The organism is Photobacterium sp. TLY01 (assembly GCF_021432065.1).
Taxonomy (GTDB): Bacteria; Pseudomonadota; Gammaproteobacteria; order Enterobacterales; family Vibrionaceae; genus Photobacterium; species Photobacterium halotolerans_A.
Map to the genome: position 1 here is coordinate 1,201,431 of NZ_CP090364.1, position 14,297 is coordinate 1,215,727.

Annotated in this window: 14 protein-coding genes; 7 read left to right on the forward strand and 7 right to left on the reverse strand. The window is 50.6% G+C overall.

Going from position 1 to position 14,297, the window contains the following annotated elements:
* Positions 1–41: 41 nt before the first annotated feature.
* From fdhD to LN341_RS06015, 4 genes are all read right to left on the reverse strand, one after another.
* Entirely contained in the window at positions 42–881 is an 840-nt protein-coding gene (gene fdhD / locus LN341_RS06000) for a formate dehydrogenase accessory sulfurtransferase FdhD (RefSeq protein WP_234204393.1), read from the reverse strand.
* Positions 882–1,049: 168 nt separating this feature from the next.
* A complete protein-coding gene (mobA, locus tag LN341_RS06005; protein ID WP_234204395.1) occupies positions 1,050–1,580 on the reverse strand; it encodes a molybdenum cofactor guanylyltransferase MobA in 531 nt (176 codons plus the stop codon).
* A 907-nt stretch (positions 1,581–2,487) separates the two neighbouring features.
* The gene (katG, locus tag LN341_RS06010; RefSeq protein ID WP_234204397.1) at positions 2,488–4,698 is read right to left on the reverse strand and encodes a catalase/peroxidase HPI; all 2,211 of its coding nucleotides are present in this window, start codon (positions 4,696–4,698) and stop codon (positions 2,488–2,490) included.
* 597 nt (positions 4,699–5,295) lie between these two features.
* The gene (locus LN341_RS06015) at positions 5,296–5,445 is read right to left on the reverse strand and encodes a hypothetical protein (protein WP_162486088.1); all 150 of its coding nucleotides are present in this window, start codon (positions 5,443–5,445) and stop codon (positions 5,296–5,298) included.
* Positions 5,446–5,580: 135 nt separating this feature from the next.
* Here LN341_RS06015 and LN341_RS06020 point away from each other — a divergent pair, with 135 nt between their 5' ends.
* The 6 genes from LN341_RS06020 to LN341_RS06045 all read left to right on the forward strand — a co-directional run bounded on the left by LN341_RS06020 (position 5,581) and on the right by LN341_RS06045 (position 9,510).
* Complete coding sequence (locus tag LN341_RS06020) at positions 5,581–6,030, forward strand: hypothetical protein (RefSeq protein WP_234204398.1); 450 nt, start codon at positions 5,581–5,583, stop codon at positions 6,028–6,030.
* 420 nt (positions 6,031–6,450) lie between these two features.
* Positions 6,451–6,708: a DUF333 domain-containing protein gene (locus tag LN341_RS06025; protein WP_046219301.1), complete on the forward strand. Its 258-nt coding sequence runs from the start codon at positions 6,451–6,453 to the stop codon at positions 6,706–6,708.
* Between the two features lie 160 nt (positions 6,709–6,868).
* Entirely contained in the window at positions 6,869–7,399 is a 531-nt protein-coding gene (locus tag LN341_RS06030) for a cytochrome b (RefSeq protein ID WP_234204399.1), read from the forward strand.
* Between the two features lie 282 nt (positions 7,400–7,681).
* Positions 7,682–8,380, forward strand: a complete 699-nt coding sequence (gene aqpZ, locus LN341_RS06035) for an aquaporin Z (protein ID WP_234204400.1) — start codon at positions 7,682–7,684, stop codon at positions 8,378–8,380.
* Positions 8,381–8,495: 115 nt separating this feature from the next.
* A complete protein-coding gene (locus tag LN341_RS06040; RefSeq protein WP_234204401.1) occupies positions 8,496–9,257 on the forward strand; it encodes a metallophosphoesterase in 762 nt (253 codons plus the stop codon).
* Positions 9,258–9,357: 100 nt separating this feature from the next.
* Entirely contained in the window at positions 9,358–9,510 is a 153-nt protein-coding gene (locus LN341_RS06045; RefSeq protein WP_234204402.1) for a DUF2256 domain-containing protein, read from the forward strand.
* On the opposite strand, the gene LN341_RS06050 is transcribed toward LN341_RS06045, so the two are convergent.
* The 3 genes from LN341_RS06050 to LN341_RS06060 all read right to left on the reverse strand — a co-directional run bounded on the left by LN341_RS06050 (position 9,497) and on the right by LN341_RS06060 (position 12,602).
* Positions 9,497–10,201, reverse strand: a complete 705-nt coding sequence (locus LN341_RS06050) for an SDR family oxidoreductase (protein ID WP_234204403.1) — start codon at positions 10,199–10,201, stop codon at positions 9,497–9,499. The two genes, LN341_RS06045 and LN341_RS06050, sit on opposite strands and share 14 nt — an antisense overlap.
* 6 nt (positions 10,202–10,207) lie before the next feature.
* On the reverse strand, positions 10,208–11,539 hold the full coding sequence (locus LN341_RS06055; protein ID WP_234204404.1) for a DUF2252 family protein: 1,332 nt from the start codon (positions 11,537–11,539) through the stop codon (positions 10,208–10,210).
* Between the two features lie 127 nt (positions 11,540–11,666).
* The gene (locus LN341_RS06060; RefSeq protein ID WP_234204405.1) at positions 11,667–12,602 is read right to left on the reverse strand and encodes a DMT family transporter; all 936 of its coding nucleotides are present in this window, start codon (positions 12,600–12,602) and stop codon (positions 11,667–11,669) included.
* Between the two features lie 395 nt (positions 12,603–12,997).
* On the opposite strand from LN341_RS06060, the gene adhP reads away from it, so the two are divergent.
* Positions 12,998–14,014, forward strand: a complete 1,017-nt coding sequence (gene adhP / locus LN341_RS06065) for an alcohol dehydrogenase AdhP (protein ID WP_234204406.1) — start codon at positions 12,998–13,000, stop codon at positions 14,012–14,014.
* Positions 14,015–14,297: the final 283 nt, after the last annotated feature.

Consider the following 14,297-nt stretch of genomic DNA (forward strand, 5'->3'; position numbering starts at 1 on the left):
ACAGGACTTACGCGCGACATACCTCATACCCAGACATACCATCAGATCACACCGCTATATAACCTCGGTGCACTGTGGTGCGGCACATGGATTAAATTCAGGTGATTCTGCCGCGCCCAACGGACGGTCATGGCAGTGGGAGCCGATAAGGTCACCAGTGTGCTGATTTTGGCGCGGACGGCTTTCTGAATCAGCTCCAGGCTGCAGCGACTGGTCATCACGGCGAAGCCGGATTGCGGGTTGATGCGGGCAGTCGCCATGGCACCGATCAGCTTGTCCAGTGCGTTATGCCGGCCGATGTCTTCCCGGCAGAGTTGAATGTCTCCCGCGGCATCGACGTATAACGCGGCGTGCAGTGCACCGCTGCTGCGGGCCACTGACTGCGCATCACTGATGCGCGTTCGCAAATTGCGCAGCAGGCTGGCTTGGGGGGGCGGGACTGGCGTGAGCGGCGTTAAGGTCGGTAGTGCCTGTTCAATGGCTTCCACACCACAGATCCCGCAACCGCTGGTGCCTGCCAGTTGCCGGCGATGTTTTTTCAGCGACCAGAAAGCGCGGTTTGAAATCTTGACTTCGGCATGATGGGAATCGCAACCGGTGGTGAGGGTGATGTCGTAAATTTCACTCACCGAGCGAACAATATCGTTACTCAGGCTGAAGCCCTTGACGAAATCTTCAATGTTGCCCGGCGTCACCATCATGACCGCCTGACTGATACCGTTGTAACTGATCGACAGCGCCGTTTCGCTGGCTAACATGGCACTGTGTGTTTCTGCTGCAACATCATCCTCAGCTAATTCAACATAAGTGAACGCATCGGGTGAAGGCGGAGCCGCATTCACATCGGTCATGTCATCGGCTTTGTTGTCAGAGTCACTCATGTTGATGCCTGCACCTGGGGTTGGAAGAATACAGACAGGCTACGCAACAGCCTGTCCCTTGTCCAATGGCTTGTTTGGGTGGACTGATAAGCGCTGCTTTGGGCTTTGCTGTTGTTCTGTTTCTGGTGGTGCTATAGGTCTTCGGATCTCAGAGAAAAGCGGCTAGGCTTAATCATGATGTAAATCAAGTAATTGCTGCGGAGTGTTGATGTTTTGCAGTCGGGGATCGCTCAGTGCGCAGTCAACGGCGATCACATGATGGCGGGTGAGAATCGCCATCAGGCTGCGCTCACCTGAGTGCCAGGCTTGCTGAATTACAGGAAGCAGTTGTTTGGGGATCAGGCTGAACATGGGCTGCCACTGGTTGCCTTGCCGAACCATGACGGGCCGCGGTGTGTCGGCACTGGCGGCAGCCAGAATCTGGTCAACCAGAGATTGGTCTATCATGGGGGCATCGCAGGGGAACAGTAGCAGCCAGTCGTGTTTTGCTGCTGCCAGCCCTTTGAGTATGCCGGTTAACGGGCCGGGAAAGCCGGAGATATCGTCCGTCAGTATATGGTCACAATAAGTGGCGTACTGCTCGGTGTTGCGGTTGCAGGAGATGAGCAGATCATCTGTCAGCGGTCTGACAACATCGCACAGGCTGGCAATTAACGGCCTGCCGCGAAAGGAAACCAGTCCCTTGTCTTTGCCTCCCATTCTGGAACCCTGTCCGCCGGCAAGAAGGAGTACAGAAAAGCAAGGGGGATTAAGTGTCATGGTGATAGCAGCCTGGTAAAAAATACCCCTAAAAAATATAACGTTTCTGCGTGCCAGTCCAATAATGAAAAGGGATGCATAGATAGGTATTCATAGATTTGTATGCGTAGATTTGTACACATGTCAGGCAGGGCTGTTGGCGGGCTGCCGATAGCATTCACTGGCAGCCCGTTTGACTGAGGTGACGAGAGGCTGATGATCAGTGTAGACGGTTTTTAGTGGCGGATAGTTTGTTTTTCTTGCAGATGAAGATAAGAGGGCCAGTCATCAGTGATGTCACAATAAATGCCAGCCTGACAAATTTCTCTCTGGTATCCCGGCAACAGAGCCAGGTGAATTATTTGGTTAATCAGACAAATATTGCTGTTTGTATTTAGAGGCTTTTGCAAAAAAGGGTAAGGTGCTGCCAATGAATACAATCACTGCAACCAGTTCAACCGTTTCATATTCAATCAGTATAAAAGCGGAGATTAAAAAGATCAGCGTGAGCGATGAAATGAGAACTATATGAAAGTAAGGGTGTCGTTTAGAGAATTTCGCATATCCTACAATCATCTTCAGCCTCTTCTATCGTTTAAATTACAGAAAATGCATGTTTCAAAGCACGAACACAGTCGTCAGTGTGAGGTTTTTAAGTTTTATTCTCTGAAGTATATGACAGCTTCAGTTGGATTTCTGACTTTCTGCTCAACAGCGAAAGCCGGGGAGGGATTGCTTGCTGGTGCCCGCTTACCGGGGAGTGGCTGAGAAACTACCTGAACAATGGGAAGGGGTTGATTTGAGTATGGTGCTAAGTTTTTGACGATATAACCTCCCCCGCCCGGAAGCGGGAAGGGGAGGTTCAGGCTTATTTCAGATCAAAACGATCGGCGTTCATGACTTTGGTCCAGGCGCTGACGAAGTCGTTGACGAACTTCTCCTGGCCATCACTGCCGCCATACACTTCCGAGATAGCGCGCAGTTGCGAGTTGGCACCAAACACTAGATCAACACGGGTTGCCGTCCATTTCACCTGACCTGTTTTCCGGTCCCGGCCTTCGAACTCATCGGCGGCGTCCGAAGTCGGTTGCCACTCGGTGTTCATATCCAGCAGGTTGACAAAGAAGTCGTTGGTCAGTACGCCCGGTTTGTCGGTGAGAACACCATGTTTCGAACCGCCGAAATTGGCGTTCAGGGCGCGCATCCCACCGAGCAGCACTGTCATTTCCGGTGCAGTCAGGGTGAGTAGTTGGGCACGGTCGAGCAGCATTTCTTCGGCAGAAACCGTGTATTTGGTTTTCATATAGTTACGGAAACCATCAGCAACAGGCTCAAGCACGTCGAACGATTCTGCATCGGTCTGATCGTCGGTGGCGTCAGTCCGACCCGGTGAAAAAGGTACATTCACGCTGAAGCCTGCATCTTTTGCGGCTTTCTCAACCGCTGCCACACCACCAAGAACAATCAAATCAGCCAGTGACACGGCTTTGTTGCCCGATTGTGCGGAATTGAAGTCTTTTTGAATGCCTTCAAAGGTGCTCAGTACTTTTTTCAATTGTCCGGGTTGGTTCACTTCCCAGTTATTTTGTGGTGCCAGACGGATGCGGGCGCCATTTGCACCGCCGCGGCAGTCAGAACCACGGAACGTCGCGGCTGACGACCAGGCAGTGTACACCAGCTCTGTCACGCTTAAGCCAGAGTTGAGAATAGTTTGCTTCAGCGACGCAATATCACTGTCATTGATCAGATCGTGATCGACGGCGGGGACCGGATCTTGCCAGATCAGATCTTCGGCAGGCACTTCAGGGCCAAGATAGCGCGCTTTGGGGCCCATATCCCGGTGCGTCAGTTTGAACCAGGCCCGGGCAAAGGCATCGGCAAATTCTTCAGGATTGGCGCGGAAGTGTTCTGAAATCTTGCGATATTCAGGATCTTCACGCATCGACATATCCGCTGTGGTCATCATGATATTGACGCGTTTAGAAGCATCTTCCGGATCGGGCGCCTGGTTTTTATCCGTAACGTTTTTCACTTTCCATTGGTTGGCACCGGCCGGGCTTTTGGTCAGTTCCCACTCATTACCCAGCAGCATTTCGAAATAGGTGTTGTCCCACTTGGTCGGGGTCGGCGTCCAGGCACCTTCCAGACCACTGGTGATTGAATCCCGTCCTTTACCGCTACCGTGGGCATTTTTCCAGCCCAGGCCCATTTGCTCAATCGGCGCCGCTTCCGGATCCGGGCCAACCAGCGCTGCATCACCAGCACCATGGCATTTACCAAAGGTGTGTCCACCGGCGGTCAGTGCGACGGTTTCATAATCGTTCATCGCCATACGGGCGAAGGTTTCGCGGACATCACGGCCGGAACCCAATGGATCAGGATTGCCGTCCGGGCCTTCCGGGTTCACATAAATCAGGCCCATCTGCACGGCGGCCAGCGGGTTTTCTAAATCGCGTTCGCCACTGTAGCGTTTGTTATCCAGCCAGACGTCTTCGGCGCCCCAGTAGATGTCTTCTTCCGGTTCCCAGATATCCGCCCGGCCGCCACCAAAACCAAAGGTTTTGAAACCCATGGATTCAAGGGCAACATTGCCGGTCAGGATGAAGAGATCTGCCCAGGAGAGTTTGTTACCGTATTTCTGTTTCACCGGCCACAGCAGGCGACGGGCTTTATCCAGGTTGCCGTTATCCGGCCAGCTGTTTAATGGCGCGAAACGCTGATTACCGGTTGATGCACCGCCACGGCCGTCGCCGGTACGGTAGGTGCCTGCTGCGTGCCAGGCCATACGTATCATCAGCGGGCCATAATGGCCATAATCGGCAGGCCACCAGTCCTGAGAGTCGGTCAGCACGCGCTCAATATCTTGTTTCACGGCCTTCAGGTCGAGTTTCTTGAATTCTTCTGCGTAGTTGAAATCTTCGCCCAGCGGGTTTGATTTTTTATCGTTCTGATGGAGGATTTTGAGATTCAGCTGATTCGGCCACCAGTCTTCGTTCCTTGTTCCCGCGCCACGAAGATTGGTATTGCTGCCATGCATTACCGGGCATCCACCCGTCATGGTACCTTTGCCGTTGCTCATACATTGCTCCTTGAGAATAGTGTAGGGTGTTGAGTGTCTCAGTTACACACTTGAATATAGACCGACAATCAATCGAATAAAGACGTTTTTATCAATGACAACAATCGGTTTTTTCAATAGTTAAATACACCGACGTTCGCTGGCTGGAAGAGAAAAGTGCCAATAGAGTTCGTGACTAGCAGTGATACCAAGCATAGTCTGTCAATGTGGTGATTGTCATTTGAGCAAGATCAGAAAAAGGCGCATGGGCTATTTTGCTAAGGGTGACAAAAGGGAGCAGGGATTGGGTGGGGATCTGTATCGGGCCAAGTGGCGCTGAAATGCCTGTTAACACAATCCGATGACCGCAACCACCGGACTGTGACTGTTGAAAAATCAGGCTTTTTTCAGTTTCTTCAACAACTTTTTCAGTTTGCCTTCGTGCTTGGCGACTTTGGCTTTACGCACTTTGATTTCTTTTTTCAGTTTTTTCGCTTTTTTAGACACTTTTGCCATTTTCATTCTCCGGTTTGATTCACGTTTGAGGAAAAATGGCTGACATGAAAGGCACTGCTTTCACCTAACCTATCAACCGGGCTGTGTCAGGCAGGCTGCTGGTCACTGAGATTGTGCGTTTTCTTTCACAAACTGACGGATGAACCGACGCACTTCACGTGCGGCGCTGGTATCCATTTTTTCGCATAAAACAACAAAGGCATTACGTTCCTCACCATTAATTCTGATGATTAACTGACTGTCTTTCTTCATTGCTTTTGATTTCTTGCGACTCACCATACCGGCTCACGATGACACATACCTATACAATGTATATACATCCGATAGCGTTTTAGCAAATCAGTGATCTGAAATCTGCGCGGAAACGCTGACGTAAAGATATTACATATGTTTCATGAAATTGCCGCCTACTCATTGACAATCCAGCCAGGCGGAACGGCCTGTTGGTGTATTTCTCAACCCGATTCAGGAGTGATCATGAATACTTACTTTGTGATGAAGAGCGGCCATCAATACTCGGCAAGTGAAAAAGTCAGCGAGGATGAGCTTAACCTTCAGTTTGAAGCTTGCAAAGCGGCATCTGTGACCCTTGTGTCTGATAGTGTCGTTGCCGAGTCTGAAGAAAAGGCCATCAGGCAGGTAAAATCGCTCGCTTATCAAACGACAGTGATTGCACTGGTGGGGTTCATCAACACCTTATGTATGTTATTTGTGGCAGAGAGCGCCGTAAATCTTGTGATTATGATGGCTGCTATTATATGTATGGTCGGGGTATCCGGTAAGGCACGGCGTCTTGAAAGTGAAGCGCTGAAAGCATTGCGCAAAGCGTCGAAATAATCATTCAGCCACATCAGACATAACAATGATATGAATCATCGTGGTGCTGTGTCTGGGCATATTTTATTTCTACTTCAATAAAGCGGATGTGATTTATTTTGATGCACTGCTTTCCTTGCTGGTGGTGATTGTTTATATCACGGCTTATATTTATTTTTCTGCTGACTTTCCCCTGTATCTCAAGCGCGCAGGTGTTATTTGCGAACTGCTGCCTGCACTCAGCGATTGCTTTCTGTATAGATTGTTTTTGTTCAGAGTTATCAGTGATATGATAATTTCACACAGTAAAAGTAGGGAATTGCGTTTTGTCAGGATAAATTGTCTTGCTCGGACACGATGTTTAACACGATCAAGACATCATGTGACGGATTGTCTTTATACTGGCCCGCATTATAAAAGCGAATGAATTGGGAGAAGAAAATGAATAAAACGTATCTATTGGCTTGTGCGGCTGCTGCTTCTTTGCTGCTCGGCTGTGTGAGTCAGCCAGCGAGCGAACCGGTGGGATCTGCAAACCCGGCCGCCGTGTATTGTGTTCAGAAGGGCGGGAAGCTGGATATGGTGACTGAAGATGGCAAGCGGGTGACTTATTGTGTGCTGTCTGATGGGCGTCGCGTAGAGCAATGGCAATATTTCCGTGATAACCATCCTCAGGTTTCTGAAGCAGAAGGCATGTAAATTCTGAGCAGGGCCACGTGATAAGCGTGGCTTTTTTGCTGTCTGCCGGTCATGCCTTCAGCCCGTTTACGTAAGTAAATGTAAATGTGTTACTTTCACGGGAAATTTTTCTGCAGATCAGCGTCTAAAGTGCTTATTAAGAAGCAATAAGGATCATGTGATGTCAGTTCTGGATAATGCTCAGCGCTATGGTGCAATCAGTCGGTTTTTACATTGGGGAGTGGCAGTGCTGCTACTCTGGCAGTTTTTGTCGGCAGCAACGCACGCCTTGCTTGAAGATTCGTGGCTGGATGAACTGATGTGGGCAACACATAAGCCGTTGGGCTTTCTGTTGCTGATCATCATTGCGTTACGCCTGGTGTGGGCGCTGCTGAATGTGTCACGTCGTCCGGCCGCTGTCAGCCGTCTCGCTGCACTGGGCCATCAAGCCTTATATGCACTGATGATTGTCATTCCTGCGCTGGCACTGATCCGACAGTATGGCTCTGGCCGTGCCTTTTCGCCTTTTGGGATCCCGCTGATGGACGGTTTTGACAACGAAAAAATTGAGTGGATGGTCGGGCTGGGGAATCTGCTGCACGGAGAGCTGGCCTGGCTGCTGCTGGCCTTTACGCTTGGTCATATTGTGATGGCATTCTGGCATCGCATTCGTAAAAGCCATGAGGATGTACTGGCGCGCATGTGGCGATAGTGTTCGTTATGCTTGGATCATGACTTGCAGCATTGCTGCAAGTCATGATCGAGCAGCACTTTATCCAGCAGAAATCCATTCTTCTCATTAAGACGCTGTTTCAACATTAATAACGAAGGCAGTTGCGTCTTTTTTTATTCGCGCCATTCATATACTTAACCTTTCTGGGCTCTCTGCATGCATGAGCTCTTACAGTGTTAGCACTGCTGTTTCTACGTTGAGCGTCAATACGCGAAACTATCGGGCAATGTGACCCGGATACAGATCGAAAAGGTTGATCATATGAATAAGTATCTTGCTGAGTTTATTGGCACGTTTTGGCTTGTGCTGGGTGGCTGCGGTAGTGCTGTACTGGCGGCAGCATTTCCCGAGTTAGGGATTGGTTTGATGGGAGTAGCCCTGGCATTTGGCTTAACTGTGCTAACCATGGCCTTTGCTATTGGGCATATATCTGGCTGCCATTTGAATCCGGCTGTGTCGGTTGGTCTATGGGTTGGTGGACGTTTTCCTGCCAGTGATCTTTTACCATATGTTGTAGCTCAAGTGCTGGGAGGGATAGTGGCGGGGGGCGTGCTCTACGTGATTGCTTCTGGTCAGCCGGGGTTTGATCTTTCCGCGGGATTTGCTTCTAACGGCTACGGTGAGCATTCTCCGGGGCAGTATTCATTGTTGGCTGCCTTGGTCTGCGAAGTCGTAATGACCATGATGTTCTTGATTGTCATTATGGGAGCAACCGATTCTCGCGCTCCCGCGGGATTTGCACCGATCGCAATTGGTTTGTGCTTAACCTTAATTCATTTGATCTCAATTCCAGTGACAAATACGTCCGTCAATCCTGCCCGTAGCTCTGGTGTTGCCGTTTATGTTGGCGACTGGGCAATGGCACAACTCTGGTTATTTTGGTTGGCACCTATAGTCGGGGCTGTGATTGGTGCCACGATTTACAAAGTGATTGCTCGGGACGGAAGCTCGGCTCAATGACTTGACTCTCTGGCGATCAGACACCTTTTGAAAAGAAGGCACAGTCAGCATTCTGTCCGTCATATTGTCTGTTGCTAAACTTAAGTGAAGAACAGGCAATATGACGGGTGGTTCCATGCACGAATACCTTCAGCTCGACCCCCATTACGACATTTATTTTCTGTCTGATCCGCACGGACAATACGCGCTGTTGCAAGATGTGCTGGAGGAGGTGGGGTTTCGTTATCCGCTGGATGGTGAAATCCGGGACCGGTTGTTTATTCTGGGCGATATGATCGATCGTGGCCCGGATTCACTGGCGTTATTAAAAGCCGTGCGGGATTGCCCGGCCATTTATGCCATTCAGGGCAACCATGAACAAATGGCGTTCAATGCTATGGCAGAGAATGCCGACAGATCCTTATGGATCATGAATGGCGGCCGCTGGCATCAAGATGTTGCTATTGCTGAGGTCAGAAAAATGCTGGCTTTTGCGGCAAATTTACCCCTGTGTTTTACCCTGCAGATTAACGGTCACTGCATTGGTCTGGTGCATGCCGCCGTGCCTGCGTCTTATGACTGGCAGCAGTTCACCCAGTGCTGTGACGCGCACACGCTGAGCAAAGAAGAGCTGCATGATTGTGTCTGGGATCGGGCTGTGTTCACCCATGATGAACACAGTGTTGTCGCTCATATTGATGCGGTGTTGATGGGCCACAACATCGTGTCCGGGCTGAAACCGAAAGTGAGCGGTAACCGGGTTTATATTGATGGTGCAATGTCTCTGGGGGACAGAGGCATGTTGCTGAAATACCGTCGGGGAGGTGAAGTGCTGGGCCTGTTTCAGGTCTACTCCTTCCTGCGGGAACAATCGACCGATGGCTTAATGTGGATTTAACACGCACTCACTTTCAATTCAGCGGAGGCGGGAAAACCTGCAGCTTGATTGGGAATACTGGTTAGATGTTCGGATGCTTCGGCGAGTTGGAGGGTAGGTGATGACAGGCCGGGATTTACCGACAAAAATCTGCCTTTATTGCCACAGGCCCTTTACCTGGCGCAAGAAATGGGCCCGTTGCTGGCAAGAGGTGAAATATTGCTCTGAGCGCTGTCGTCGCAATAAACACAAACGGAAGATTACCAATCAATAACGCTGCCGTCGTAAGCCAGAAACTGTCCGGTCTGAGCTGGTGTCAGCGATTCAATGATTTTTATCAGGTCACTGGCAACACGGTGAGGCGGAAACAGTTTTCCCGCTGGCACATTGTGCTGAAATGGCTTGGATAGTGGTGTGTCTGTCGTACCGGGATGAAGCGCCACGACACAACTGTTGGGCATCGTGCGTTGCCACTCAATACTGATCGATTTCACGGCCATATTCAGTGCAGCTTTGGCACAACGGTAGCTGTACCAGCCACCCAGCCGGTTATCTCTGATACTGCCCACCCGGGCAGATAACACAGCCAGCCGTGGCGAAGGACTGCGCTTGAGTGCGTGGGTAAAATGCTTCGCCAGTAATAGGGTGGGGAGCGTATTCACGCGAATCATTTCTTCAAATGCTGCGGCTTCAAACTGTTGCAGGTTCTTTTCTGGCTGAATGGTTTCCGAGTGTAATTTACCAGCGGTATTCATGATCCAGTCTACTCGCTCCAGCTTGCGGGCCAGTTCGATGATATCTTTTTCGTTCGTAATGTCAGCACGGTGCCATTGGACGCGGCTTGATAGTTCGGGCGGTGGCGTGTGATGCCACAGTGCATGCACATTCACTGCCTCAAGCTGGCTGAGTCTTTCGACCATTGCATGGCCAATGCCGCCGGTACCGCCAGTGATCAAGATATCCATGACGGCTTATTTTCCGAGCAAGCCACAATGGATGTTGTAGTCTTGGATGACCTGCTCACTGTATTGCTGACAGGCGGTGAGCAATGCGTCCTGATTGCCGGGCAGGCCTTCGAGCATAAATTGTTCAAAACGTGCTGAACGCCTGTCCCCCCTTGAATGGGCCAGCGCCAGTGCTTCACCACAGGCAGAAGCATACTGACAAAATGCCGTGCTGGGATCTTTGTCATTTAAGATCAGATCTTCGGGTTTGAGAGACAGGCGTGCATGGTGCCGTGAACGCACCAGCCAGTGTTTATCCCGCCAGATCACCTCATCGAGTAATAAATCGGGTCTGCGTTGCATGAAGCGCTGGCAGTCAGCGGTTAAATGAGCCGGATTCAGGGCATTGACCGGGTTGATGTCAGGAAAGGCAAATATCGGTGCAGCCTGACGCTGTTGCTTCACTTCCACAATATGGCACAGAGGTAAGTCATCGATGCTCCTGACGTCACTCGGCCCGACCAGAAAATAATATCGCCCGACGTTGTTTGAGCCGGTTCCGGCATCAAGACGAATCACAATATCCAGCACCTCATCATCCAGATATGGCCGGAACGTTTTTTCTGCCTCTGCATATTCAGCAGTATCAATGCGCTGATATTTTAACGGCTTATCTGCAAAGCGCAGCTTGCCTTCTTCAAAGGTGGTGGATTTGGCAAGCTGGCTTTTACTCAGAAAATCTTTTCCCCCAGCGGCGCGTTTGCTGGCTTTACGGCAATATTTATCCAGCACATGATCTTCATCGAACTTTTTCAGGACATTGTATCTGGCATCGTTGTCCTCAATAACATCCTGAAGTCTTCTGGTGTAAGCGTGCAGAAAGGCTTCACTGGCCTGCCTGACGTCATCTGTGTTGACGGCGTTCAAGTCGTCATCAATATCAACTTCATCGGTCAGATAACGCCCTTCCAGTAACCCGCAGCCAAAATCGCTCGCCAGTGCCAGGCTGGTCAGATAGCGGGCGATGTCCCAGACGGCATAGCCGACACAGGCATCATCGAAATCATTGGGTGAAAATATCACCTGATCACCTTGTGAACCTTCTTCGGTCAAGAAGCCAAAATTAGACAGATGACAGTCACCCATGATGAAGGTCTGACCGGGTCTGGCCAGTAATAAATCGGGTAAGGTGAATAACTCCTGGGCGAGATCGGCATAAAACAGCTGGGCGGTGCCGCGGAAGAATTGAAATGGACTCCAGGCCATTTTCAGGTGCTTGTTGAGTGGATTCTCCGCATTCGGGACGATGCCATCAATCAGGCGGATTTGTTTGCACAGGAACTCGCGTCGGGTTGTCATAAGCATCTTCTGTGTTGCTGGCGATATCACTACCAGTATTGTTGATGCTCAAAAGAAATCTAGCCGGGGAGGATAGAAAAATACCGCCCGGAGGCGTGGGCGGTATTTTTTTGCAGTATGCTTCCGATTATTTTGCCAGTGCTTCCTGTTCTGGTTTGGCAACCGCTGCATGGGTGCCGGGCGAACCGCGGCGAATCATGACAGTCATCGATAGCAAGACAGTGACCACGCCATAACTGACTTCTTCCCAGGGAACCAGATTACCGGTGAAACGGTTCACCAGCAGCACCAGCACTGGGATCAGATAGGTATAGGCCGAGACCTGTTCAGGAGCCAGTGCGACGCTGCCCTGCTGGAACAGGAAGAAACTGATTGCCGTTGCGAACACCGCCAGATACCCAATCCCCAGCCAGATTTCCGCTGGGATCTGCGTCCATTGTACCTGTACCAGCTGAGGTGCCGCGGCGACGGTCAGCAAGCCGGTGGCACAAATCAGAGTCCAGCAGGTCAGGTGGACGAAAGATTCGCCTCGATAGCACTTTTTCACAATGATCGGATTGAGTGCCATGCCCAGACAGCCCAGCAAATAAATTTTGTTCGAGGCTGTCATGGCGATCGAACCGGCCGCGCTCAGATCGCCCCGGAAAATAATCAGACCTGCACCCAGCATACCGCCCAGCAAAGCCAGGGTGACAGACAGGGAGGTGCTGCGCTTGAATACGAACGCCGCCAGAATGGCGCTCATTAACGGCACTGTCGTATACAGGGCACTGGCGTCCAGCGGGCTGGTGTCGCGCAGGGCAATAAACATGGCAACAAAATAGCCCAGTGCCGGCAGGCTGATCAGCGTGTATCGGCCTAAATCTTTCGCAGAGGGGATGCGGAACTGTTTTTTCGCGACCAGAATTCCGACAAACAGCAGGCTGGCCAGCAGATAACGCACCCAAGTGACGACGAGCGGATCCATGGAAGCCGTAATATAGCTACCAATCGGGAAAGACAGGCTAATCAGCACAGTGAAGAAAAATAACTTCAGGTGTGAAATTTGGTTCAATGACAACATTCAACTTCTCTATGACTAAGATTAACTCGAAAACCAGGGCATTTAACCAAAACCTGACCGACAAGACAAGAAATTTTGACCCGAAAGTTAAACCAAAAACTGGCAATATTAGTTGCCAGTTGTGATCTCTGTCAGCTTGTTTGTTGTAAAATTACAACTTATTCACAGGAATGATGTGTTATCAAAGTGCGAATGCGATAGGTGATGTGCCGCTGGGTCCTGCGCTGCCGCTTGCTGTCTGGCGTGGCCTTGAGCTTGATCTTGTCCGCGTTCACACATTTGCTCACGTGTATCACAAAACAGTATTCAATTAGATGAATATTGATCCAGATCTATAAACAAGGTGAATTTTTCACCAACAATGGCTGTTCAACCACGCGTAAGGAGTTGCCGTCATGAAAGCCGCTGTAGTGAATGAATTCAAAGGGAAACTGGAAATCAAAGACATTCCCCTGCCTGCTGTCAAACCCCGGGACGTACTGGTGAAAATTCATGCCTGCGGGGTGTGTCATACCGATTTACATGCCTGCCACGGCGACTGGCCGGTGAAACCCAAAATGCCACTGGTGCCGGGCCATGAGGGCGTCGGCGCAATTGTTCAGGTGGGCAGTGAAATCCATCATCTCAAGATAGGTGATCGGGTGGGTGTGCCCTGGCTGTATTCAGCGTGCGGTCATTGTGAGTATTGTCTGTCCGGCCGTGAAACCTTGTGTCTGGATCAGCAAAATGCCGGCTATTCAGTCGATGGCGGTTATGCCGAGTACTGCCTGGCGCATGGCGAATATGTGGTGAAAATTCCGGACGGATTGTCTTATGTCGATGCCGCGCCTTTGTTCTGCGCCGGGGTGACCACTTATAAAGCGCTGAAAGTGACCGAAGTGAAGCCGGGCCAGTGGGTCGCCATTATCGGTGTGGGCGGTTTGGGCCACCTGGCCGTTCAGTACGCCAAAGCCATGGGCATGAACGTGATCGCGGTGGATACCGGCGCCGAGAAAATGGCGCTGGCGAAAGAGCTGGGTGCTGAACACTGTATCGATTTCATGCAAGAAAAGCCGTCTGAAGCTATTCACCGGCTGGTGGGCGGCGTGCATGGTGTTGTGTGTACGGCAGTGTCCAAGCCTGCGTTCGAAGAGGCTTACCGCTCGGTGCGGCGGGGCGGCAGCTGTGTGCTGGTGGGCTTGCCGCCGGAAGACATGCCAATCCCTATCTTTGATACCGTGCTGAATGGCACGAAAGTGATTGGCTCAATTGTCGGCACGCGTCAGGACTTACAGGAATGCCTGCAATTTGCTGCCGAAGGCAAGGTGAAAGCCATCACTGAAGTGAAAGCACTGGAAGATATCAACGAGATTTTTGATGACATGCTCAAAGGTGAAATCACAGGACGAATCGTGATGAACCTGGAGTCATGATCATCTGAGCTTGGTTCAATCCCTCTTGGTGCAAACCCGGAGGGATTTTTTTTAGCGGCGTGATCGTGATAATTGAATTCAAATGGTGTCGATTACATCAAACTTTTTTGGTGAAATTATGAATTTCACCTGCTGAAATACCCGCACAGATTCCAATTCTCAATGGATTCAACCACACTCGGTTGCATAGTTGCACTTATCAGCTTCTGCAACTTACCGCCATATCAAATCGAAGTCTGTCTGACGTACGCCTGATGCCCGCATCAGGTGTTGATGGTGATTT

What these genes read in the sequence shown, in the direction of transcription:
- LN341_RS06060 (WP_234204405.1), bottom strand. Translation starts at nt 12,602, where the DNA reads ATGTTGTCATTGAACCAAATTTCACACCTGAAGTTATTTTTCTTCACT.
- LN341_RS06015 (WP_162486088.1), bottom strand. Translation starts at nt 5,445, where the DNA reads ATGAAGAAAGACAGTCAGTTAATCATCAGAATTAATGGTGAGGAACGT.
- LN341_RS06040 (WP_234204401.1), top strand. Translation starts at nt 8,496, where the DNA reads ATGCACGAATACCTTCAGCTCGACCCCCATTACGACATTTATTTTCTG.
- LN341_RS06020 (WP_234204398.1), top strand. Translation starts at nt 5,581, where the DNA reads ATGTTTCATGAAATTGCCGCCTACTCATTGACAATCCAGCCAGGCGGA.
- fdhD (WP_234204393.1), bottom strand. Translation starts at nt 881, where the DNA reads ATGAGTGACTCTGACAACAAAGCCGATGACATGACCGATGTGAATGCG.
- LN341_RS06030 (WP_234204399.1), top strand. Translation starts at nt 6,869, where the DNA reads ATGTCAGTTCTGGATAATGCTCAGCGCTATGGTGCAATCAGTCGGTTT.
- LN341_RS06025 (WP_046219301.1), top strand. Translation starts at nt 6,451, where the DNA reads ATGAATAAAACGTATCTATTGGCTTGTGCGGCTGCTGCTTCTTTGCTG.
- mobA (WP_234204395.1), bottom strand. Translation starts at nt 1,580, where the DNA reads ATGGGAGGCAAAGACAAGGGACTGGTTTCCTTTCGCGGCAGGCCGTTA.
- aqpZ (WP_234204400.1), top strand. Translation starts at nt 7,682, where the DNA reads ATGAATAAGTATCTTGCTGAGTTTATTGGCACGTTTTGGCTTGTGCTG.
- katG (WP_234204397.1), bottom strand. Translation starts at nt 4,698, where the DNA reads ATGAGCAACGGCAAAGGTACCATGACGGGTGGATGCCCGGTAATGCAT.
- LN341_RS06055 (WP_234204404.1), bottom strand. Translation starts at nt 11,539, where the DNA reads ATGACAACCCGACGCGAGTTCCTGTGCAAACAAATCCGCCTGATTGAT.
- adhP (WP_234204406.1), top strand. Translation starts at nt 12,998, where the DNA reads ATGAAAGCCGCTGTAGTGAATGAATTCAAAGGGAAACTGGAAATCAAA.
- LN341_RS06050 (WP_234204403.1), bottom strand. Translation starts at nt 10,201, where the DNA reads ATGGATATCTTGATCACTGGCGGTACCGGCGGCATTGGCCATGCAATG.
- LN341_RS06045 (WP_234204402.1), top strand. Translation starts at nt 9,358, where the DNA reads ATGACAGGCCGGGATTTACCGACAAAAATCTGCCTTTATTGCCACAGG.